At 58.2% G+C, this 21,361-nt stretch carries 20 protein-coding genes; 15 read left to right on the top strand and 5 right to left on the bottom strand.

The genetic code is table 11. The features are described 5' to 3' along the window. Position 1 precedes the first annotated feature (1 nt). The 7 genes from ACR0JW_RS03065 (at position 2) to ACR0JW_RS03095 (ending at position 9,917) form a co-directional block, all read left to right on the top strand. The gene (locus ACR0JW_RS03065; RefSeq protein ID WP_170616310.1) at positions 2-955 is read left to right on the top strand and encodes a tyrosine recombinase; all 954 of its coding nucleotides are present in this window, start codon (positions 2-4) and stop codon (positions 953-955) included. A gap of 62 nt (positions 956-1,017) precedes the next feature. Then, complete coding sequence (locus tag ACR0JW_RS03070) at positions 1,018-2,325, top strand: HlyC/CorC family transporter (protein ID WP_170676781.1); 1,308 nt, start codon at positions 1,018-1,020, stop codon at positions 2,323-2,325. 147 nt (positions 2,326-2,472) lie between these two features. Beyond that, positions 2,473-4,890, top strand: a complete 2,418-nt coding sequence (locus ACR0JW_RS03075; RefSeq protein ID WP_170676779.1) for a GcvT family protein — start codon at positions 2,473-2,475, stop codon at positions 4,888-4,890. A gap of 31 nt (positions 4,891-4,921) precedes the next feature. Then, entirely contained in the window at positions 4,922-5,518 is a 597-nt protein-coding gene (locus ACR0JW_RS03080; protein WP_170676776.1) for a nucleotidyltransferase family protein, read from the top strand. A 754-nt stretch (positions 5,519-6,272) separates the two neighbouring features. Further along, on the top strand, positions 6,273-7,709 hold the full coding sequence (locus tag ACR0JW_RS03085) for a DegQ family serine endoprotease (protein WP_170676774.1): 1,437 nt from the start codon (positions 6,273-6,275) through the stop codon (positions 7,707-7,709). Between the two features lie 164 nt (positions 7,710-7,873). Next, on the top strand, positions 7,874-8,554 hold the full coding sequence (locus tag ACR0JW_RS03090) for a response regulator transcription factor (RefSeq protein ID WP_170616300.1): 681 nt from the start codon (positions 7,874-7,876) through the stop codon (positions 8,552-8,554). Continuing rightward, a complete protein-coding gene (locus tag ACR0JW_RS03095) occupies positions 8,547-9,917 on the top strand; it encodes a sensor histidine kinase (RefSeq protein WP_170676772.1) in 1,371 nt (456 codons plus the stop codon). The genes ACR0JW_RS03090 and ACR0JW_RS03095 overlap by 8 nt, the downstream gene beginning before the upstream one ends. Here ACR0JW_RS03095 and ACR0JW_RS03100 read toward each other — a convergent pair. Genes ACR0JW_RS03100 through ACR0JW_RS03110 form a run of 3 tightly spaced genes read right to left on the bottom strand, consistent with a single transcriptional unit; the run spans position 9,914 to position 12,642 of the window. Next, positions 9,914-10,381 carry a CYTH domain-containing protein gene (locus ACR0JW_RS03100; RefSeq protein WP_170676770.1) on the bottom strand — a complete coding sequence of 156 codons (468 nt, stop codon included), beginning with the start codon at positions 10,379-10,381 and terminating at the stop codon, positions 9,914-9,916. The genes ACR0JW_RS03095 and ACR0JW_RS03100 overlap by 4 nt on opposite strands. Then, complete coding sequence (locus ACR0JW_RS03105; RefSeq protein ID WP_170676768.1) at positions 10,378-11,121, bottom strand: AAA family ATPase; 744 nt, start codon at positions 11,119-11,121, stop codon at positions 10,378-10,380. Before ACR0JW_RS03105 ends, ACR0JW_RS03100 begins: the two co-directional genes overlap by 4 nt. Positions 11,122-11,124: 3 nt before the next feature. Next, positions 11,125-12,642 carry a CHAD domain-containing protein gene (locus tag ACR0JW_RS03110; protein WP_170676766.1) on the bottom strand — a complete coding sequence of 506 codons (1,518 nt, stop codon included), beginning with the start codon at positions 12,640-12,642 and terminating at the stop codon, positions 11,125-11,127. Positions 12,643-12,927: 285 nt separating this feature from the next. On the opposite strand from ACR0JW_RS03110, the gene ACR0JW_RS03115 reads away from it, so the two are divergent. Then, a complete protein-coding gene (locus tag ACR0JW_RS03115; protein WP_170616287.1) occupies positions 12,928-13,275 on the top strand; it encodes a TfoX/Sxy family protein in 348 nt (115 codons plus the stop codon). A gap of 56 nt (positions 13,276-13,331) precedes the next feature. Here the strand turns inward: ACR0JW_RS03115 and ndk are convergent, their stop codons facing one another. Then, on the bottom strand, positions 13,332-13,754 hold the full coding sequence (gene ndk, locus ACR0JW_RS03120; RefSeq protein WP_155143779.1) for a nucleoside-diphosphate kinase: 423 nt from the start codon (positions 13,752-13,754) through the stop codon (positions 13,332-13,334). Positions 13,755-13,856: 102 nt separating this feature from the next. After that, the gene (locus ACR0JW_RS03125) at positions 13,857-15,059 is read right to left on the bottom strand and encodes a multidrug effflux MFS transporter (RefSeq protein WP_170676764.1); all 1,203 of its coding nucleotides are present in this window, start codon (positions 15,057-15,059) and stop codon (positions 13,857-13,859) included. Positions 15,060-15,165: 106 nt separating this feature from the next. Between ACR0JW_RS03125 and ACR0JW_RS03130 the strand changes: the two genes are divergently transcribed. The 7 genes from ACR0JW_RS03130 (at position 15,166) to ACR0JW_RS03160 (ending at position 21,358) form a co-directional block, all read left to right on the top strand. Then, entirely contained in the window at positions 15,166-17,016 is a 1,851-nt protein-coding gene (locus tag ACR0JW_RS03130) for an ABC-F family ATP-binding cassette domain-containing protein (RefSeq protein WP_170676762.1), read from the top strand. Beyond that, positions 17,013-17,405, top strand: coding sequence for an ACT domain-containing protein (locus tag ACR0JW_RS03135; RefSeq protein WP_480713571.1), 393 nt, complete (start codon positions 17,013-17,015; stop codon positions 17,403-17,405). Before ACR0JW_RS03130 ends, ACR0JW_RS03135 begins: the two co-directional genes overlap by 4 nt. After that, a complete protein-coding gene (locus ACR0JW_RS03140; protein ID WP_170616279.1) occupies positions 17,402-18,022 on the top strand; it encodes a MarC family protein in 621 nt (206 codons plus the stop codon). Before ACR0JW_RS03135 ends, ACR0JW_RS03140 begins: the two co-directional genes overlap by 4 nt. A gap of 41 nt (positions 18,023-18,063) precedes the next feature. Then, on the top strand, positions 18,064-18,645 hold the full coding sequence (locus tag ACR0JW_RS03145) for a TIGR02281 family clan AA aspartic protease (protein ID WP_170676758.1): 582 nt from the start codon (positions 18,064-18,066) through the stop codon (positions 18,643-18,645). Between the two features lie 60 nt (positions 18,646-18,705). Continuing rightward, the gene (locus tag ACR0JW_RS03150) at positions 18,706-19,326 is read left to right on the top strand and encodes an ImuA family protein (RefSeq protein WP_170676757.1); all 621 of its coding nucleotides are present in this window, start codon (positions 18,706-18,708) and stop codon (positions 19,324-19,326) included. Positions 19,327-19,459: 133 nt separating this feature from the next. Then, positions 19,460-20,056 (top strand): YceI family protein, encoded by a 597-nt coding sequence (locus ACR0JW_RS03155; RefSeq protein ID WP_170676755.1) that lies wholly within the window; start codon positions 19,460-19,462, stop codon positions 20,054-20,056. Positions 20,057-20,134: 78 nt separating this feature from the next. Beyond that, the gene (locus tag ACR0JW_RS03160; protein WP_170676753.1) at positions 20,135-21,358 is read left to right on the top strand and encodes an MFS transporter; all 1,224 of its coding nucleotides are present in this window, start codon (positions 20,135-20,137) and stop codon (positions 21,356-21,358) included. Positions 21,359-21,361: the final 3 nt, after the last annotated feature.

The following is a 21,361-nucleotide window of genomic DNA, read 5'->3' on the forward strand; positions in this document are numbered from 1 at the left end:
AATGGCATCCCCGGCCACTCAGGACTTGTGGATTTCCACCTTTTTACAGGCTCAGGCGGCCGAGCTTGGCGCGGCAACCAACACCCTGCTGGCCTATGGGCGTGATCTGAAAGATATTGCGGCCTGGCTGGAGCGGCGGTCTTCGAGTTTCGCTGACGCCGACAGGGACCGGATCGAAGCCTATCTGATCGATTGCGACGCGCAGGGGTTGTCCCGCTCGACCCGCGCGCGGCGATTATCGGCCATCAAGCAATTGTACCGGTTCGCCTTCGAGGAAGGTTGGCGCGACACCAACCCGGCCATTCAGATCAAGGGTCCCGGGCGGCCCAAACGATTGCCCAAAACGCTGGATGTACCCGAGGTCGACAGGCTGCTGGACGCTGCACGCCAAACCGGGCGCAGTGTCGCGGATCGGGTTCGCAATACCTGCCTGATGGAGCTTCTTTACGCCACTGGGATGCGCGTGACCGAGCTGGTCTCGCTGCCGGTTTCATCGGCGCGGGGCGATCCGCGCATGCTTCTGGTTCTGGGCAAAGGCGGGAAAGAGCGGATGGTGCCCCTGTCCCCGCCTGCCCGCGATGCGTTGGCGGCATGGCTGCCCCTGCGGGACGAGGCCGAAGACCAAACGGTCGCGAAAGGTGGGCAAAGATCCCGGTTTCTGTTCCCGTCCCGGGGCAAGTCCGGCCATTTGACACGGCACAGGTTCTTTTTGCTGGTCAAGGAGCTGGCGGTTCAGGGCGGTGTTTCGCCCGAAAAGGTCACACCGCACACTCTGCGCCATGCTTTTGCCACCCACCTCTTGGCCAATGGCGCAGATCTTCGGTCGATCCAGACCTTGCTGGGTCATGCGGATGTGGCGACCACGGAAATCTACACTCATGTTCTGGACGAACGCCTGTCAGAACTGGTGTTGGAGCATCACCCGCTGGCGAAAGACCCGGACAACAAGGGCTAAACCCTTGATCCGGAGGGGTGGCACCCCCATAACAATCGCAACCGCATCAACAACAAAGAACAATGGAACCCACTTCTTCACTGATCGACGGCGCTTTTTGGTTCACCACCGGCGCAATCCTATTTTTGCTTGTTCTGTCAGGCTTCTTTTCGGGATCCGAAACGGCATTGACCGCGTCATCCCGCGGCAAGCTGCGGGTACAAGCCGACAAGGGATCACGCGGTGCGCAAAAAGCGTTGGACATTACCGACGACAATGAACGCCTGATCGGTTCGGTTCTGCTGGGCAACAATCTGGTCAATATTCTTGCCGCCTCGCTGGCAACGGCACTTTTTACGCGACTGTTCGGCGAAAGCGGTGTGGCGCTGGCAACGCTGGTGATGACCTTGTTGGTTTTGATCTTTGCCGAGGTTCTGCCAAAGACCTATGCCATCACGAACGCGGAAAAAGCAGCCGCCGCGGTGGCTCCTATCATCGGAATCGTGGTGACGGTGTTTTCCCCTGTCGTCGCGGCGGTGCGTCTGCTGGTGCGCGGCGTGTTGCGCCTGTTTGGCGTTCAGATTGACCCCAACAGCAACATCCTTGCCGTGCGCGAAGAAATCGCGGGCGCCCTGCATCTGGGACATTCCGAAGGCGTGGTCGAAAAAGAAGACCGGGACCGTATTCTGGGCGCGCTTGATCTGGGCGATCGCGCGGTGGAAGAGATCATGCTGCATCGATCCAATATCGAAATGATCGATGCGGACGACGCGCCCGAAAAAATTCTGAAACAATGTCTGGAAAGCCCGCACACCCGCTTGCCCGTCTTCCGCGACGAGCCCGAGAACATTGTCGGCGTCGTGCACGCCAAGGACCTGTTTCGCGCCATGTATGCCCAGGTGGGCGGACACGATGGCAACACAGACCGGCTGAAGTCCTTCGACATCTCCAAGGTAGCCACCGATCCGTATTTCGTTCCCGAAACCACTACTTTGGACGATCAGATGCGGGAATTCCTGCGCATGCACAGTCATTTTGCGCTGGTTGTCGATGAATACGGCTCGCTCCGCGGCCTGATCACGCTTGAGGACATTCTTGAAGAGATCGTGGGCGAAATCGCCGATGAGTTCGATCTGGACGAAGAAATAGCGATTACGCGGACCGATGACGGGCAGTTTCTGGTCGAAGGCGCGATGACGATCCGAGACGTCAACCGCGCGATGGAATGGACCCTGCCCGACGAAGAGGCCAACACCGTCGCCGGCCTGGTCATTCACGAGGCGCAGATGATCCCGACTGTCGGACAGGTCTTTTCCTTCCACGGGTTCCGCTTTGAAGTCACCGCGCGGGAAGGCAACCGGATCACCGGGCTGAAGATTCGCCCACTCTGAAGCAGGATGCTATAGCAGCCAGCCGCAGGAGTCCGGCCTCCCAACGCAATCGATTGTTTGCGTGCCCAAGCGACACCCAATGTCGTATTTGGCGTTGCATCCCCTGCCCGCCGATACAGACTGGCATAAAACCTTGTGGAGCAAATCATGAATCTCACAACCCGGGTTGCCGTGATCGGCGGCGGTGTCGTCGGATGCTCGGTCCTGTACCACCTGACCAAACTTGGGTGGTCAGATGTTATGCTGCTGGAACGGTCAGAGTTGACCAGCGGATCCACCTGGCACGCGGCCGGGGGGTTTCACACACTGAACGGCGACACCAATATGGCTGCCCTTCAGGGCTACACCATCCGCCTGTACAAAGAGCTGGAAGAGATCACAGGCATGTCCTGTGGGCTGCATCACGTGGGTGGAGTCACGCTTGCCGATAATCAGGACCGGTTTGACATGCTTCTGGCTGAACGGGCCAAACATCGGTTCATGGGACTGGACACTGAAATCGTCGGGCCCGAAGAAATCCGCAAGATTGCGCCGATCACCAACACCGAAGGCATCATCGGCGCGCTGTATGATCCGCTCGACGGGCATCTGGACCCGTCCGGTACGACCCATGCCTATGCCAAGGCGGCCCGGATGGGCGGGGCCACGATCGAAACCCATTGCATGGTCCGGGAAACCCGGCAACGATCTGACGGCACATGGGATGTCGTCACCGACAAGGGTACGATCCACGCCGAACATATTGTCAACGCTGGCGGCTTGTGGGCCCGCGAGGTCGGGGCGATGGCGGGTATCTATTTCCCGCTGCATCCGATGGAGCACCAGTATCTCGTTACCGACTCGATCCCGCAGATCGAAGCAATCATTGACGCAGGCGGCGAACACCCGCATGTGATGGACCCCGCTGGCGAAAGCTATCTGCGGCAGGAAGGACGCGGTCTTTGCATCGGTTTCTATGAACAGCCCTGCAAGCCTTGGGCCGTGGACGGAACCCCGTGGGAGTTCGGCCACGAATTGCTGCCCGATGATTATGACAAAATCACTGACAGTATCGAATTTGCCTATAAACGCTTCCCCGTTCTGGCCGAAGCGGGCGTGAAATCCGTGATCCACGGCCCGTTCACCTTTGCACCTGACGGGAACCCTCTGGTCGGGCCGGTGCCGGGCATGCGCAACTACTGGTCAGCTTGCGGCGTGATGGCCGGATTCAGCCAGGGCGGTGGCGTTGGCCTGACGCTGGCGCAGTGGATGATCGAAGGCGAACCCGAACGGGACGTCTTTGCCATGGACGTTGCCCGCTTTGGCGATTGGATAAGCCCCGGCTACACCCGCCCGAAGGTGATCGAAAACTATCAAAAAAGGTTCAGCGTCGCCTACCCGAACGAGGAACTGCCCGCTGCGCGTCCAAACCGAACCACACCGATGTATGACATTTTCAGCAACATGGGCGCGGTCTGGGGGCAGCAATTCGGGCTGGAAGTTCCCAACTACTTTGCCCAGGGCGATGAACCTGACCACGAAACCCCGTCTTTCCGTCGTTCTGACGCATTCGAGGCCACCGGCCGCGAGGTGCGCGCGGTTCGTGAAGCGGTGGGTATCAACGAGGTTCACAACTTCGGCAAATACCGCGTCACAGGACCAGATGCCCGGGCCTGGCTGGACCGGATCATGGCGGGACGGATTCCGCAGACCGGGCGGCTGTCCCTGTCTCCGATGCTTTCTCCCAAAGGAAAACTGATCGGTGACTTCACCATTTCCTGTCTGGGTGAAACAGAATTTCAACTGACCGCCTCTTACGGCAGCCAGGCGTTTCACATGCGTTGGTTCCGGCAGAACCAAACCGGAAATGTCGAGATTGAAAACATCAGCGATCGCCTGAACGGATTTCAGGTCGCGGGCCCCCTGGCCCGCGATGTTCTGGCAGCCTGTACGCGGGACGACGTATCAGGCCTGAAGTTCATGGATGTACGCCGCATGACGGTGGGCATGACCGACTGCATTGTTCAGAGGGTCAGCTATACCGGCGATCTGGGGTACGAGGTATTTTGCTATCCGATGGCCCAGCGGCAGTTGTGGCAGACCTTGTGGCAAGCTGGGCAATCTTTTGGAATGGTGCCGTTTGGTATGCGCGCGATGATGAGCCTGCGTCTGGACAAGTTTTTCGGCTCGTGGATGCGTGAGTTTTCACCGGATTACACTGCTGCGGAAACCGGACTGGATCGGTTCATCTCCTTTGCAAAAAACAATGATTTCATTGGCCGCACGGCAGCCGAGCGCGAAAAGGAAGCCGGTGTCACACGCCAACTTGTAGCCTTTGAAGTCGATGCGGATGACACGGATGTAAACGCATACGAGCCGATCTGGCTGGACAACGGAGTTGTCGGGTTCTGCACATCCGGCGGGTATTCACATTACGCCGGTAAATCTATCGCCCTGGGGTTTCTGCCCGCCGACCGCGCCCATGACGGACTTGAAGTTGAAATCGAAATACTTGGCCAGATGCGCAAGGCGCACGTGATCTCAAAACCGCTGTTCGATGCGGATGGCGCGCGGATGCGGGGATGACTCGGGGCTGCAGCCCCAGCATGATGGCGGAATGATTCAGATACCCGTCATTCTTCTGGCCGCAGGGCAATCCAGCCGCATGGGCGGTGCAGACAAGCTGATGCAGGATGTCGATGGCATCCCTTTGTTGCGCCGCTCGGCCCGGGCTGCGTTGGCAGTCGGGCCGGTCTTCGTTGCGCTGCCTCCCGCCCCGCATCCGCGTTACGGTGTCTTGAAGGGACTCGATATTCATGCGGTGGAAATCCCGGATGCCGATGAAGGCATGAACGCCAGCCTGCGCGGTGCCATGGCCGCAATCCCAGCCGAAGCCAAAGCCGTCATGGTTCTGCTGGCGGACCTTCCGGAATTAACAGGCAATGATCTGGAGGCGGTCGCGGCCTGTGTCACAGCTCATCCGGACAAACTGATCTGGCGTGGTGCAACGGAAAACGGAAAGCCGGGGCACCCTGTCATTTTCGACCACAAGCTTTTTTCGTTACTGAGCCAGCTCAAGGGCGATGAAGGCGCGCAATCCGTTGTGCGTGCACATTCCGACAGGGTTCATCTGCACCGCTTGCCCGGACACAACGCGCTGCTGGATCTGGATACGCCCGAAGACTGGGACGAATGGCGCAAAACACAGCCCTAGAAATAGACGCGGCCCGGTCGTTGTCGACCGGGCCGGTTGCCCAAAAGCAAGACTACCACTTTTCACCAATTCCAAAAGCGCGACCCAACCACCTTACAAGGCTATCGGGTATTACGCTGCCGAACCTAAACAAGACCCCCTCGTTAACATGCCGCTCAGCGCTTCTGGTACTGAGTAAGCCTTCAGCACCCCCTAGTGCTTCTGGCTCCCCCTCGCTTGGACAATTTCATCGTCGCTTATCCAACCCTTTCAAACAATCTAAAATTGGAAGAAGCGGTTAATTTCGAAGAAGTCAGGTAGTTTTTGCGCAACATCTCGCTTATTGAAACTCAACTTTAACGCGATCACGCTCTTATGGCCAAGTTACAAATCGGTGTTTTATGATTGCTTGGAGTGATCAATAACAGCTAAAAGAAAATGCGTTACACTCAGGTCTAGTCAGTAGATAATATCTCTTCACAACCTGAAAGCGATTTACTGATCCGCACAACTTTGCGCGACCCCTTTGTTTACCAAACAGATTCAATTCACCAGTTTTCATCCATTGACAGCGATTTTGGCAACAATACACCGATTCGTGAGCTGCGATCCCTTTTCACGACCGGTATCGGTTGACCTGATTGGTAACAAAGGAAGGCCCGAATGTGGCTGAATTAAGATTTCTTAATCTCGCGATCATGAAAGCCCAAACCTGAAGCGGCATCTTCTGTCTCAACGCGCGGGTGTAACCGCGTGATGTTAACAGGAGAACTAAATGAGCATCCGAAAATCCTCGCTTCTTTTGCCACGAACGTCTGGCTGGATCGGGGCCAGCGCCCTGGGCGCAACCATGCTGGCCTCGACCGCCCTGCCGTCGTTGGCCGATGAAGCCCTGGCAGACCTGGTCGAATCCGTTTCGCCATCGGTCGTGACCATTATCGCCAAACAACAGGCCGCCCCTACCCCGGTTCAGGGAAAAGAGTTTGATTTCGAAGGCCACCCGTTCGGTGAGTTCTTCAAGCGCTTCGGCATGCCTGAAGGTTTCGACGCCCCCCAACGCGGCCCGACCCAGGGGCTGGGTTCGGGATTTGTGCTGGATGAGGACGGCTACATCGTCACCAACCACCATGTCGTAGACAATGCCGCCACGGTTACGGTCCGTCTGAGCGATGACCGAACCTTCGAAGCCGAGATCGTGGGGACAGACCCCCTGACCGATATCGCCGTTCTGAAAATCGACGCGGGCGAGGACCTGCAGGCCGTCAAGATGGGCGATAGTGAAGTAATCCGCGTCGGTGAAGACGTGGTCGCTATCGGCAATCCGTTCGGTCTGCATTCGACCGTGACCACCGGTATCGTTTCGGCCAAAGGCCGCAACATCTCGCAAGGGCCATATGCTGAATTCATCCAGACGGACGCGGCCATCAACAAAGGCAACTCGGGCGGCCCGCTGTTCAACATGGAAGGCGAAGTCATCGGCGTGAACTCGGCCATCTACTCACCCAGCGGCGGCTCGGTCGGTCTGGGCTTTGCCGTAACCTCGAATATCGTCGAACACATCACCGCCGACCTTTTGGATGATGGTCAGGTAAGCCGCGGCTGGTTGGGTGTCTCGATCCAGAACGTAAGCCCCGAACTCGCGGCCGCATTGGGGATCGATTCGTCAGCAGGCGCACTTGTGTCGGATGTCGTACCCGGCAGCCCCGCGGAAGGCGCCCTGCAGCAAGGCGACGTGATCCTCAGCTTCAATGACCAGAGCGTCGATTCCAGCAGCGAGCTTCCGCTTCTTGTCGGCACGACCAAGGTCGGCACGGACAGCACGCTGACCGTGTTGCGCGACGGCAAGGAAGAACAGGTCAAACTGACCATCGGACAGCATCAGTCCGCATCGGCGGAACCCGACAAGGCGGTTGACGAGACCCTGTCCGGTACATCCCTTGGTGTGACAGTTGCCCCGCTGACAGATGCCGCGCGGGCCGAAATGGGCGTTGACCAATCCGTCGAAGGTGTCGTTGTGACCGACATGTCGCCGGACAGCCCGGCTGAAAAAGCAGGGCTTCGGCGCGGTGACGTCATCGTCAAACTGGGCAGTCAGGACACCATCACTCCGGAGGCCCTGAAGGCGGCGCTGGACAGCGAAAAGACTGATCCCGCGCTGGTTCTGATCAATCGCGGCGGCAACCAGATCTTCGTCGCGGTCGAAATCGCCTGATCTGAGACATGCGCGTGCCACGTGATGGGGAAATTTGGCGCGCGCCTCGCCGGCGGGTCTGAATTGTCCGCAGCCTGCCGGCACTGCCGGGTGTGCCTGGTCGCACCCGGCATGTGCTTTATCTGAAATTTGTGTTTAAATCCCGGCAGAAAGGAACCTCGATCATGAGCAGACGCCTTCTGATCGTCGAAGATGACGAAGAGACACGGGACTTTATCGCCAAGGGGTTTGGCGAAGAAGGATATGTTGTCGAAACTGCGGCGGATGGCCGTGAGGGGCTGTACCACGCAACCGACGGAGGATTTGACGCTGTCGTCCTTGACCGAATGTTGCCGGGTCTTGATGGGCTGTCACTGATCAAATCCATGCGCGCCGCCGGGTTGAAGACGCCCGTTCTGATGCTGACCGCCATGAGCGCCGTTGACGAGCGCGTCAAAGGCTTGCGCGCCGGTGCCGACGATTATCTGGTCAAGCCATTCTCGTTTCAGGAACTGCATGCAAGGATTGAGGCATTGTTGCGCCGCCCTCAGGAAGCCGAAGAAAACCCGACCCTGAACTGCCGGGACCTTGAAATGGACCTGTTGACCCGCAAGGTCACGCGCGACGGTCGTGAAATTTCCCTGACCCCGCGCGAGTTCCAGATCCTGGAATTCTTCCTGCGCCGCAAGAACCGCGTGGTGTCCCGCACCATGCTGCTGGAAGGCGTGTGGGATTATCACTTTGATCCCAATACCAATGTCGTCGATGTCCATATCTCGAAACTCCGCCGTCAGTTGGATGAAGGCGACGCCCAGCCCCTGATTGAAACTGTCCGGGGGGCCGGTTACATGATCTCTGATGGCTAACCTGCGACTGTCCCTGCGAAATTCGCGTACGCGGCTTGTTTTGGCCAGCATGATCCTCAGCACATTGCTGACTGCGACCGTTCTGGGACTGGTCTATTTGACGGCAAACAGAACGATCGAAGGCGAAACCCGGTCGGTCGTAACCGCCGAGCTGACCGGGCTGGCGGATGAATACGACAGACGCGGCATGATCGGATTGATTTCAGCCATCGATCGCCGTCTTGCGAACGCCGCCGAACGCGACGCTTTGTATTTGTTGACAGACAGGTTTGGGACACCTCTTGCCGGTAATCTCGCACAATGGCCCGACGATGTGACTGCAGGAAGCGGCTGGGTCGATCTTCAGGTGCGGCAAACCGAATCCAATCAGTTTGTTCCGATTTCGGCGGCATCGGTCCGTCTGCCCGGCGGTGAAAGGCTTCTGGTTGGACGGGACGCGTCCGCCAGACAGCAATTCGACCGCGTTCTGTTTCAATCAGTGGCGCTGGCCCTGGCCATTGCACTGGTCCTGAGCCTGCTGACCGGATGGTTGTTAACCCGGCTGGTGTTTTCCCGTCTCAAGGATGTTGCGGACACCGCGGACAACATCGTGTCCGGCGACCTGAGCCGCCGCATTCCTATTCGCGGCACGGGGGATGAATTCGATCAGGTCGCAGGCACCCTGAACAACATGCTGGACCGGATCGAAGAACTGATCAGCAACTTGCGCACGACATCAAACTCGATTGCCCATGATTTGCGGTCGCCCCTTTCGCGGCTTCGGCAAAGGATCGAAGCCTTGACCGATCCCGGCAAGAGTGATCTGGACCGAGAAGTCGACATCGCCCGCGCGACCGGTGAAATCGACCACGTTTTGCGGGTTTTGGGTCAGTTGACCGAAATTTCACGCGCCGAGGCCGGTCTGGGCCGGGAACAGTTCGAACCAGTTGACCTGCAACAGTTGGTGAGCGACGTGGTGGACCTGTACGAGCCTGTCGCGGCGGACCAGGGTATCCGACTTGTAGTATCCGGCGAAGCAAAGCCTATTCAGGGGCATCGCCCATTACTGTCCCAGGCTTTGTCAAACTTACTCGAAAATGCGATGAGATACGCGCCAGAAGTGTCTGAAATTACGATAAACTTGTCCGGAATAAAGGATTACGTTCTTCTTAGCGTCAGAGACCAGGGTCCCGGTGTTCCGCCCGAGGACCTGCCCCGTTTGCAACTGCCATTCGTCACGCTTGATCCCGCGCGCACCGAGCGCAATTCCGGGCTGGGTCTGGCGCTGGTCGCGGCAATTTCGCACATGCATGGGGGCAAATTCTCGGCACGTAATTGCAATCCGGGGCTTGAAGCAACACTGACGCTGGCGCGAAAGGGTTAATCGGGAATCCCGCCAATCGCCATCATCTTGTTTTTATAACGCTTATCCCCGGTCACATCTGTACCGAACCAGCTTGGCGGCCTGAACCCTTCTGCTTCAGCCTCCGATTTGAACTCGACCTCGACCAGAGACAAGGGCGCAAGATCGCCCAGAAACACGTCCAGCTCAAACACCCGACCATCCGGCAACTCCCCGGTATAGCGCTCTTTTTCGACCCTGCGGCCCTCGGTCTCAGGCCAGAAGGTGTCGAATTGTTCGGGTGTGATTTCAGCCTCTCTTTCCACACGCACCATTGCACCCTTTCCCTTCAGTGTCAGGTAATGAACGTCGTTCTTCTGACGCAACCGCAGTTCGGTGGAATCGTCTGGCGCAGTCAGATAGCCCTGCCGCACCAAGGCCTTGCGCGTTTCTGTCAGATCAGGCCGTTCAGCCACCAGAAACTTACGTTCGATTTCCGTGCTCATGTCAGGGCCTCCAACTCGTCAAACAGCGCCTTGTAGGCCCGACTTGCCACGCTCGAGCCTGCATAAACGCTGACAGGCGCGCGGTGCTTACCCATGCGTTCAATATCGGCTGCGAAGGGTATGACCGTTTTCATGAACCTCTTGCGATACAGCTTTCGCATTCCATCCATCGTTTCCAGATGAAGGGTCTTGCGCCGTTGCACCATGGAAAAGAAGGCCTTGAGCTTCTTTTTGGGCAGTTTTTGCTGTTCAAAAAAACCGATCAGCTGATCGAATGTCCGTTCCGACAAGGTCGTCGGAATGACTGGAACCACAATCTGATCGGCAGCCTTGAATACGTTCTCGGACAATGTCGAAAAGTTTGGCGGACAGTCCAGAATGACCACATCATAGTCACTGCCCGCCGCAACCAGGGCTTTCTTCAACCGGGATCTTCTGTTTTTCATTCGCGACAGGAAAACATCGAAATCGCGATAGGTCAGGTTAGCAGGCAGGACGTCCAGCCGGTCAAAGTCGCTGGCGCGGATCGATTTGGTAAACCGTTCCACATCCTCGAAGAATCGTGTTTCAATCAGCTTTTTTGACGGCTTTACCCGCAGGTAGAATCCTGACGCCCCTTGGGAATCCAGATCACACAGCAGCACGTTTTGACCCGAACGCGCATAAGCATAGGCAAGATTGACCGAGGTCGCGGTTTTTCCCACACCACCTTTGTTGCTGTAACAGGCAATGGTTTTCAATCCTCAGTCCCCCTTATGATGAAACAAGCTGCGGAAAAGATGCCGGATGTCCGGGCTGTCAAAATGGTTGAAATTGGCGATCACACGATCCCGTTCGGATTTTTGCCGCTGATCAAGCACCGAAATCAGCCCACCAGCGGCCAAGGCCATTTGGGCATCCACCCGGCCTTGTGTGTTCGACTGTTTAGTCACAAACCCTAGCAGCGCGTCCTGCTGGACTGAACAGTCATTGAAACGCCCCAGATTATCTTGCAACTTTTTCAATGGCTTGATGATCGACTTGAATGCCTTTGCATCAAACAGCGGTGCAAAGAATTCCATAAGATACCTGAGTTTCTTACAGTCGATCCTGAGATCGTGGACCGCTTTATTCGGGGTCATGGGGGATATACGCCGCGCCCTTTTGCAAACCTTGCGGTAGCGTTTCCAGATCAGGGCGCAGGCATATTGATAAGCGCCGCGTTCGGCGTTGGGCCCGGGTTGCAAAGACTGGGGAGCTGCAAGCAGCGCCGCAAGGTCATCCATCTGCTTTTGATAGGCTGCACTGCGGAACCGACGGGACAGGCTTGAAAGATTCTGCGCACGTTCTGTCTGGAATTGCCGAAACATGGCCTCGGCACCATCATGAAGATTGGGCGGTATCAAGCTGAAATATATATCCTTTTCCAAAAGATATACATCCAAGTCCCGCAAACGACCGGTCGGGGCCATAAGGTCGGAAAATTGCCGCTTGAGGGCATTCGTATGCGCAGGTGAAAAGACCCCTTTGAACAGGCTGAGAACCGAGCGGACACGCCGCAACGAAACGCGGTAATCGTGAAGAAACTCGGTATCAATGTCGGCAATAACACCCGCTTCGTTCCGCCGCGCAACAGCCAGAAAGGTGCGCATCAGATCCACGGCAACCTCGATTGAAGGCTCTTCTTTTCCCAAAAGTACGATAGGTTTGGATTGATACGGGGGCGTTTCAGGGAACAGGATGGGGTAAACGACATCAAGACCGCCTTCGTCCCCGGCCATTTCCTGCAATGCTGCGCAGATCGTTTCATAGGCGGGTTCATATCCGCGCAGGGAACGAACTCGCACCAGGGTCGCCTGCCTGTTTTCGGATTTCAGTGAAATCAGTTCGCCGCGCACTCGCGTCTTTTCCAAATTGTCAACTGCGGCAAATTCCTGGATTTCCAAATCTCCTGCACCAAGGTTCATCAATGCACGCAGCTTTGGAAATCCGTTCAATGCATCACGTACCGGACCGTCCGATAGATCCTGAACGAACTTTCCCGTGCCTGTGCCCTTCTGAACCGGAAATCCTGCATTGCCCTGCAAAAGTCGCAGTGTTTCGCCGACCTCCAGCAAGATCGACCCTGCCGACCTGAGCGATTGATCGTGGCAATCCAGCCAGTTGAAGGACTGCGGCGAATTCCCACCTTCAACCCGTAAGGCCAGCCCTTTCAGGCCCTTGTCGAACGCAAGCGGGTCAAATTTCCCTTCAACAACGTACACTCCGGCCAGTTGCACCATCAGGGTCGGTCCTTGAGAGGTACGCGGGGCTCATCGGTCAAAAAAGTTTCCATGATTTCTGGCACGCTCACCCTTCTTCGACCGCCCGGCTTTCGCGATATTGTAAACGGCCACCGATTGTTACCGGTTTCCTTGCTTTTCCAATATCAGAGACTGCACGGCAATATGACACCATGAAACCGTAGCTTGGGTTGTCAGGCAAGCATTGCGTCTGAGTTATCCTTCGGGCCAGCGACACTCCATCAACCGGATGACAGCATCACGGCGTCCAGATAAGACTTGGGCATGTCAGATCCTGTTTCATCCATCCGCAACCTCGGCCCTGCCTTTGAACAGGCATGCGCACGCGCTGGAATTCATTCGGCGCAGGAGTTGCGCGAACTGGGGGCCGACGCGGCGTATGCCCGGCTGCTTCACGCAGGGTCACGACCGCATTTCATTGGCTACTATGTACTTGTCATGGGATTGCAGGGCCGCCCCTGGAACGATTGCAAAGGCGAGGAAAAGAAAGCGCTGCGTCAAAGGTTCGATGCGATCAAGGCCAATACAAAGACCGCCCCGCAATCGAAGTTGGTTTCGGACCTCGACGCCATCGGAGTGCGCATCACGTCGAATGACCTCAAGCCAGTTTGAACAAAAAACCGCCCCCGAAACCGGAGGCGGCCTAATCTGTTCACCAAAGTGGTGGCTTAGCCGACCAGCTCGATGCCCGAGAAGAAGTAAGCGATTTCAACCGCTGCTGTCTCAGGTGCGTCCGAACCGTGGACCGAGTTTTCGCCAACCGATTCGGCGAACTCGGCGCGGATGGTGCCAGCTGCTGCGTCTGCAGGGTTGGTTGCGCCCATGACTTCACGGTTCTTTGCAATGGCGCCTTCGCCTTCCAGAACCTGAACAACAACCGGAGCCGACGACATGAATTCGCACAGTTCGTCATAGAACGGACGCTCGGCATGTACTTCGTAGAACTTGCCGGCTTGTTCCTTCGTCATGTGGATGCGCTTTTGCGCAACGATGCGCAGGCCGGCTTCTTCAAACTTGGCGTTGATCTTGCCAGTCAGGTTGCGGCGGGTTGCATCGGGTTTGATGATCGAGAATGTGCGTTCCAGTGCCATGTCGGCCTCTCCTTACTATATGACGCGGACCCGCGCCGAAATCTATCGCGCGCCGCCTAGCATGGTCTGTCCCTTAAGAAAAGCACTATGATGCTTTGCGGATCAGATCGTGTCGGGCAACGGGTCGCGCTGGTCAATCCAGCGCACATAGAGCACTGCAAGAAGGCCCGCGAAACTGCTGACGCCCATCATCCCCAGCACGATGAAGGGGGCGTTTCCGGGGGTGACCAGTACCCCGGTGGCCGAAGTCAGGATCGCACCCAACGCCACCGTCATAGCGCCCGAAAGACCTGCTGCGCTGCCTGCAAGCTGGGGCCGTACGGACATCAAGCCGGCGGTCGCGTTGGCCACGGTCAGCCCGTTCCCAAATCCGACAAACACGGCGGAACCAAAGAAGGACCAGACAGTCCCCACACCCCCAAGAAACGTCATCAGGCCGATCAGGGGGCCAACCGAAGCGATCACTCGTCCCGCAAGAATCAGGGTGCTCAGTCTTGTGCGGGCTGCAAGCCGTCCGGTCAGAAAGCTGCCGGCCATGAACCCCATCGTGATGATCCCGATCCCAAGCCCCAGCAAGGCCGGGTTCAGATCGAACCACGTGGCCGCAACAAGCGGCGCACCGGTGATGAAGGCGTAGAACCCGCCGATGGAAAAGGCGGCACAGAATGAATACCCCCAGAACCGTCGCGAGTTGAACAGCAGCGGATAGAGCTTAATCTGGGCCATGAATGTTGCGGTTGTGTTGGTGTTGGTCTCGCCCAGATCGACCCAGACCAGCGCCAAAAGGCCTGTTCCCATCAGGAAATACAGAACAAATCCGGCCCGCCAGCCGAACAGCACCTCAAGCACTCCGCCCAGCATCGGGCCAAGCATTGGTGCCAGCGCCATGGCCATCGAGACATAACCCAGTTTGCTGGCGGCCTCATTTGGAGGATGCATGTCGCGGATGGCGGCGCGCGCAAGAACCTGCCCCGCGATAACAGCGCCCTGCAACATACGGAAACCCAGAAACACCCAGATTGATTGGGCCATGGCGCAGCCGATTGAGGCAATGACGAAAAGCCCCATGCAGCTCAGCAATACCGGCCTGCGACCGAACCTGTCGGACAAAGGACCCATGATCAGTTGCAAAACCGCAGATAGCGCCAGGTACCCTGCAACAGACAGGTTCACGAGACCGTAATCTGCCTGCAAGTCCTCGCCGATATGAGGCAGAGATGGCAGAAACATGTTCAGCGACAGAACCGACAACGCAGTGATCAGGACCAGCGTGATCAGGGATGGAGGCGTTCGCGCGGGTCTCATTCAACAATCCGTTCCGGGTGAAAACATGTCAGCGCTATCACATTGATCCCGTGCTGAACATGTCAAGCTGCTGGCGGCCAATTTCACCCTCTGTTATGAGCGGCTCATGTTACGGATCGAAGACATAACCTACGCGGTAGAAGGCCGCCCCCTGTTCGACGGGGCCAGTGCAACAATTCCTGACGGCCACAAGGTGGGTCTTGTCGGGCGCAATGGCACCGGCAAGACCACCCTCTTCCGCCTCATCCGTGGGGAACTGGCGCTGGAATCGGGCAACATCAAGCTGCCCAGTCGCGCGCGGATTGGCGGGGTGGCACAGGAAGTCCCCTCCTCCGATGTTTCGCTGATCAATACGGTTCTGGCCGCCGACACCGAACGCAGCGCGCTGTTGGCCGAGGCTGACGCAGCTACCGACCCGGCGCGGATTGCCGATATCCAGACCCGTCTGGCAGACATCAACGCCTGGTCGGCCGAGGCGCGCGCGGCTTCGATCCTGAAAGGACTGGGTTTTGACGATGAAGACCAGTTGCGGCCCTGTTCGGATTTCTCTGGCGGGTGGCGGATGCGCATTGCACTGGCGGCGGTGCTGTTTTCGCAACCCGATCTGCTGCTGCTGGACGAACCGACCAACTATCTGGACCTCGAAGGTGCGCTGTGGCTGGAAAGCTATCTGGCAAAATATCCGCATACGGTCATCATCATCAGTCACGACCGGGGTCTGCTGAACCGCGCGGTGGGATCGATCCTTCATCTGGAAGACCGCAAGCTGACCTATTACGCGGTGCCCTATGACAAATTCGCCGAGCGTCGCGCCGAGCGGCTGGCGCAGGCCGAATCCGAGAACGCCAAGGCCAAGGCGCGTATCGCCCATCTGCAAAGCTTTGTGGATCGTTTCAGGTACAAAGCCTCCAAGGCGGTTCAGGCCCAATCGCGCCTTAAAATGATCGAGCGCATTCAGCTGGTCTCGACCCCGCAAGAGGCCGCCCTTCGCGCGTTTTCGTTCCCGGAACCCGAAGAGCTGTCCCCGCCCATCATCCAGATTGAAGGCGGCGTGACGGGCTATGGCGAGACCGAGGTTCTGCGACGTCTGAACCTGCGCATCGACCAGGACGACCGCATTGCGCTGTTAGGCAAGAACGGTCAGGGGAAATCGACCCTGTCCAAGCTGCTGTCCGACCGCCTGCCCCTGATGGCTGGCAAAATGACCCGCAGCAACAAGTTGCGGATCGGCTATTTCGCCCAGCATCAGGTGGATGAGCTTTATGTTGATGAAACGCCGCTGGATCACTTACGCCGCCTGCGCCCAAACGAGGCGCCGGGCAAGTGGCGGTCTCGTCTGGCCGGGTTCGGTTTGAACGCCGATCAGGCCGAGACCGTGGTCGGCCGCCTCTCGGGCGGACAGAAGGCCCGCCTGTCGCTGCTGATCGCAACGATTGACGCGCCGCATATGCTGATCCTCGACGAACCGACAAACCACTTGGACATCGAAAGTCGCGAGGCGCTGGTCGAGGCGCTGACTGAATATTCCGGCGCGGTTGTTCTGGTCAGCCACGACATGCATTTGCTGTCGCTGGTCGCAGATCGGCTTTGGCTGGTATCGGACGGCACGGTCAAGCCCTTTGACGGCGACCTTGAAGCCTATCGCGCCATGCTGCTGGCCCGAGAAAAACCGCTCAAGGAAAAGCCGCAAGCCGCCAAACCCAAACGCCCGTCGCGCGAGGCGATGCTGGCTCTGCGCGCTGATCTGCGCAAATGTGAGGACCGGATCGAGAAGTTGAGCGACATGCACGAGAAGCTGTCGGCCAAACTGGCTGACCCCGCGCTGTATGAAGACGACCGGATCAACGATCTGGAATCCTGGAACCGCAAATTTGCCGAAGTTGTCGAAGCCATGCAAAAGGCCGAGACCTTGTGGGTTGCGGCCGCCGAACGACTAGAACAGGCGGAATCCGCATGACCCAACCCGTCAAGGACACCAATGCCATGATTTCCGGCATGCGCCCCGTTTTGCAGCCTGGTGCGTTTGCCTTTGTGGTCTGGCCTGACAACAAACCCTGGCCTGACGGAACACGTGCAAGCTGCGTCGAGGCGGAGGGGTTGTCCCTGATCGTCCCGATTGACAGCGCGCCACAAGACACGGTCCCAATGCACTGCATCACATTGCAGGTTCATTCCTCGCTGGAGGGCGTAGGCCTTACCGCCGCCGTATCCGGTGCTTTGGCGCGGCATGGAATACCTGCAAACATGGTCGCGGGATATCACCACGACCACATCTATGTCCCCGCAGCGCAGTCGCAAGACGCCTTGCGTGTCCTGCAAGACCTGCAACGGAGCAGCATACAGTGATAGACAGCGCATTCCTGATTACCGCGTTCACGACGCTATTCGTGGTGCTCGACCCGCCTGCGCAAACACCGATCTTTGTGGCGCTGACCCAGGGCATGGATTGGAACACGCGCCGCTCGATCGCAATCCGCGCGTGTCTGACGGCGGGCGTCATTCTGGCCATGTTTGCCGCCTTTGGCGAAGCGCTTCTGGGGTTTGTCGGTATCTCGATGGAGGCATTCCGGGTCGCTGGTGGCGTCCTGCTGTTTCTGACAGCGCTCGACATGCTGTTTGAGCGCCGAACAAAACGGCGTGAAACCAGCGCCGAGGAAGAAGAACACCCCGATCCGTCAGTCTTTCCGCTGGGCATTCCTTTGATTGCAGGCCCTGGCGCGATTGCAACGATGATTTTGCTGGCGGGTCAGCAGCCCGGTATACAGGGGCTGGCCGTCGTCATCGGTGTGATGCTGGTCGTGCTGGCGATGGTGTTCGTGATGTATCTGACATCCGGCGCTGTGGCCCGTATTCTGGGCAAGACCGGGCTGAACGTACTGACCCGCCTGCTGGGCATGTTGCTGGCGGCATTGTCGGTTCAGTTCATCCTGGATGGCCTTAAGGCCTTTGGATTTGCGTCCTGAATCCCCATATATCACTCAGGTAATATTGTTGGGATAACGGTATGGATGGCGACAGCATTGCACGTTTGGCGTATCTGAGCCTGCTCGGCGCAGCGGTGGTGGCCTGGTTCATCTCTCAGAACCGGCAATCGCTGAACAAGACCTTGCAACAGATGATGGCCTGGGTGTTCATCTTTATTGGTGTGATAGCTGTGGTGGGCCTGTGGGAAGACATCCGTTCAACCGTGGGTCCTTCGGCGCAGATGTCCGTAACCGGCGACACGGTTGAGGTTCCCCGGTCTTATGACGGGCACTATTACCTGCCAGTTCTGGTGAACGGAAAGCCGATTACATTTCTCGTAGATACCGGAGCCAGTCAGATTGTCCTGAGTTCCGCAGACGCAAGGCGCGTCGGCATTGATCCGGATCAATTGAACTATTTTGGCCGCGCCGCCACTGCAAACGGAGAGGTCCGGACAGCACCCGTGCGTCTGGACAGCCTCGAGCTTGGCCCGATCGTAGACCGCAACATCTCGGCCTGGATCAACGAAGGCGAGCTGCATCAGTCCCTTCTGGGCATGGATTATCTGCATCGTTTCTCGAACATCCAGTTTGCCGATGGCCGTCTGATCCTGTCTCGTTAAATAGACTCCGGGATCACATCCGATCTTGAGAACAAAATGAGAACATGCTAACCTGACGGCATGTCTGCACACCTTCTTGGCCGCAAACCCGCGCGCGAGGCGCCGGGGATAAAACTGCACCCTCAGATCACCCTGCAACTGGCCCGCGTGCACGAGGCCTGCGGCCCTGCCCGACGCAGCTTTGCCATGTGGCTGGCGGGTCAGGCACAGGGGCCGGTGCTGTGGATTTCCCCCGCGTGGGAGCCCGGCCAGCTGAACCCTGACGGGATGATGCCTTTTGCCGACCCCGCACGTTTCCTGTTCGTCCGCCCCAACCGCGCCGAAGACCTGCTGTGGTGCATGGAAGAGGCGTTGCGCAGCGGGGCCATCCCGCTGATCATTGGCGACCTGCCCGGTGCGCCCGGGCTGACACCGGTACGACGGATGCATCTGGCCGCAGAACAGGGCGGCGCGATGGGGCGGGCACCGCTCGGGCTGCTGCTGACACCCGGCGATGGCGGCGCGCAAGGTGTCGAGACGCGCTGGCACATGGCGGCAAACCACAAGGGCGAGGCCCGCTCCTGGACTCTGACCCGCCGCCGCGCCCGCGCCCTGCCCCCGGTCAGCTGGCAAGCCACCCAGACCAAACCGCGCGCGGGCCTGCACCTGCACCGGACCGAAGCGCAGGATGTTCCGGCCTGATCGGGCCATTCACGAAGGATGTGATTGGCCAAACACAAAGCCGGGCTCTAGCTGAGGGTCAGAGCTAACCAATCCACCTCAGGGCCCCGATGTTAACCAGACAAGTTAATTTCCAATGCAAACACAGCACCGCATGGCGCGCCTGACCCGACGCGACGTCTTGGTCGGTCTGGCCGCAGCAGCCCTGCCGCACCCGGCACAGGCGGCCCTGCGCCCTTACGAACTTGTTACAGACGGAACCACAGTCAGCTTTACATTCGACCTGGCTGGAATCCCGCAATCCGGCATCATGCCGATCCGGTCGGCCAGCATTGCACTTGACCTATCAAACCTTGCCAACAGCAAGGTCGATGTCCTGATGGATGTTGCCAAGGCGCGAACCCGAATGCCCATTGCAAAAGGACCGATGCTGAGCGCGAGTGTGCTGGACGCCAGCACCTATCCGACCATCCGTTTCAGATCGACCCGCATTCAACTTGGCCAAAGTGGCCGAATCTCAGACGGCGCGCAAATTACCGGCGATCTGACCCTGCGCGGCATCACACGTCCGATCACACTGCAGGCCGCGCTGTACCGTCAGCGCGGCACTGCGACCCAAGACCTGAACGAATTGTCGATCCGCCTGCGCGGCGCCCTGAACCGGCACGATTTTGGCGCGTCGGGCTATGCCGATCTGGTGCAGGACACAGTGGGGCTGGACATTCGTGCCGAAATCAAAGGTAAAGACTGAAGGGATTTGACAAAAACGACTCCGCAAGGTCGATAACGTGCGTGAAATCCCGGCCTGGACAGTCAAGTTGAGAACATCATGCGTACACTCATTTCCTTTGCGGCCCTGTTTCTTTCTGTCATTTTGCTACAACTGTCGACAGGCGGCGTGGGTCCACTGGACGCAATTTCCGGTCTGACGCTCAACTTTACCACCGAACAGATCGGTATGCTGGGTTCGGCCCATTTCCTGGGTTTTTTCGTGGGATGCTGGTGGGCTCCGCGTCTGATGGGCAACGTCGGCCATTCCCGCGCTTTTGCCGTGTGCACCGCGCTGGGGGCCATGGGGCTGATCGGACACACGCTGACTGAAAATCCATATATCTGGGCCGCGTTGCGGATCGCCTCGGGCACTTGCGTTGCGGGAAGCTATACGGTGATCGAGGCATGGTTGAACGCCAAGGTCACGAACGAGACGCGCGGGCGCGCCATGGGCACCTATCGCATCGTAGATATGGGTGCGTCCCTAAGCGCTCAGCTGATCATCGCAGTCCTGCCGCCTGCCTCTTATGTCTCGTACAATTTGCTGGCCATCCTGTGCTGCGCCGCGTTGCTGCCGCTGACGTTGACCCGGGCCAGCCAGCCCAAAACACCCGACGCGCCGCGACTACGACCAAAACTGGCCTGGAGCAGCTCTCCATTGGCGGTGGCGGGCGTTATTGTGGCCGCGCTGAGTTCTGCATCGTTCAGGATGGTCGGCCCGGTATACGGGCAAGAAGTGGGTCTGGGCGTGGATCAGATCGCGTTCTTCCTGGCCTCGTTCGTGCTTGGCGGGGCGTTGGCGCAATACCCGATGGGATGGCTTGCGGACAAATACGACAGACGCTGGGTACTGATCTGGTTGTCCTTCGCGGCGGTGCTCAGTTGTGGGGTAACGATGGCGGCTAGTGACACAGGCACGGTAGGTGTCATGCTGGCTGCAGGACTGTTCGGCTTCACGACATTCCCGATCTTTTCGGTGTCATCCGCACACGCCAACGATTTTGCCACAACCGAACAGCGGGTCGAACTTTCTGCGGCCCTGATGTTCTGGTACGCCCTTGGCGCAATCGCCTCGCCCTATGTCTCGTCAACACTGATCCAAGAATTCGGTCCCGGAGCGTTGTTTGCCTTTGTCGCGCTGGGCCATGTGTTCCTGATCGGGTTTGGCCTGGCTCGGATGAGATCGCGGCCAACGCCGGAAGAACGGACCAATTATGTCTATGCCCCCCGCACCTCGTTCACGGTCGGCCGTCTGCTGAAACGGTCGCGTGAAGGTCGATAAAAC

The sequence above is a fragment of the Ruegeria sp. BG6 genome, assembly GCF_056538465.1.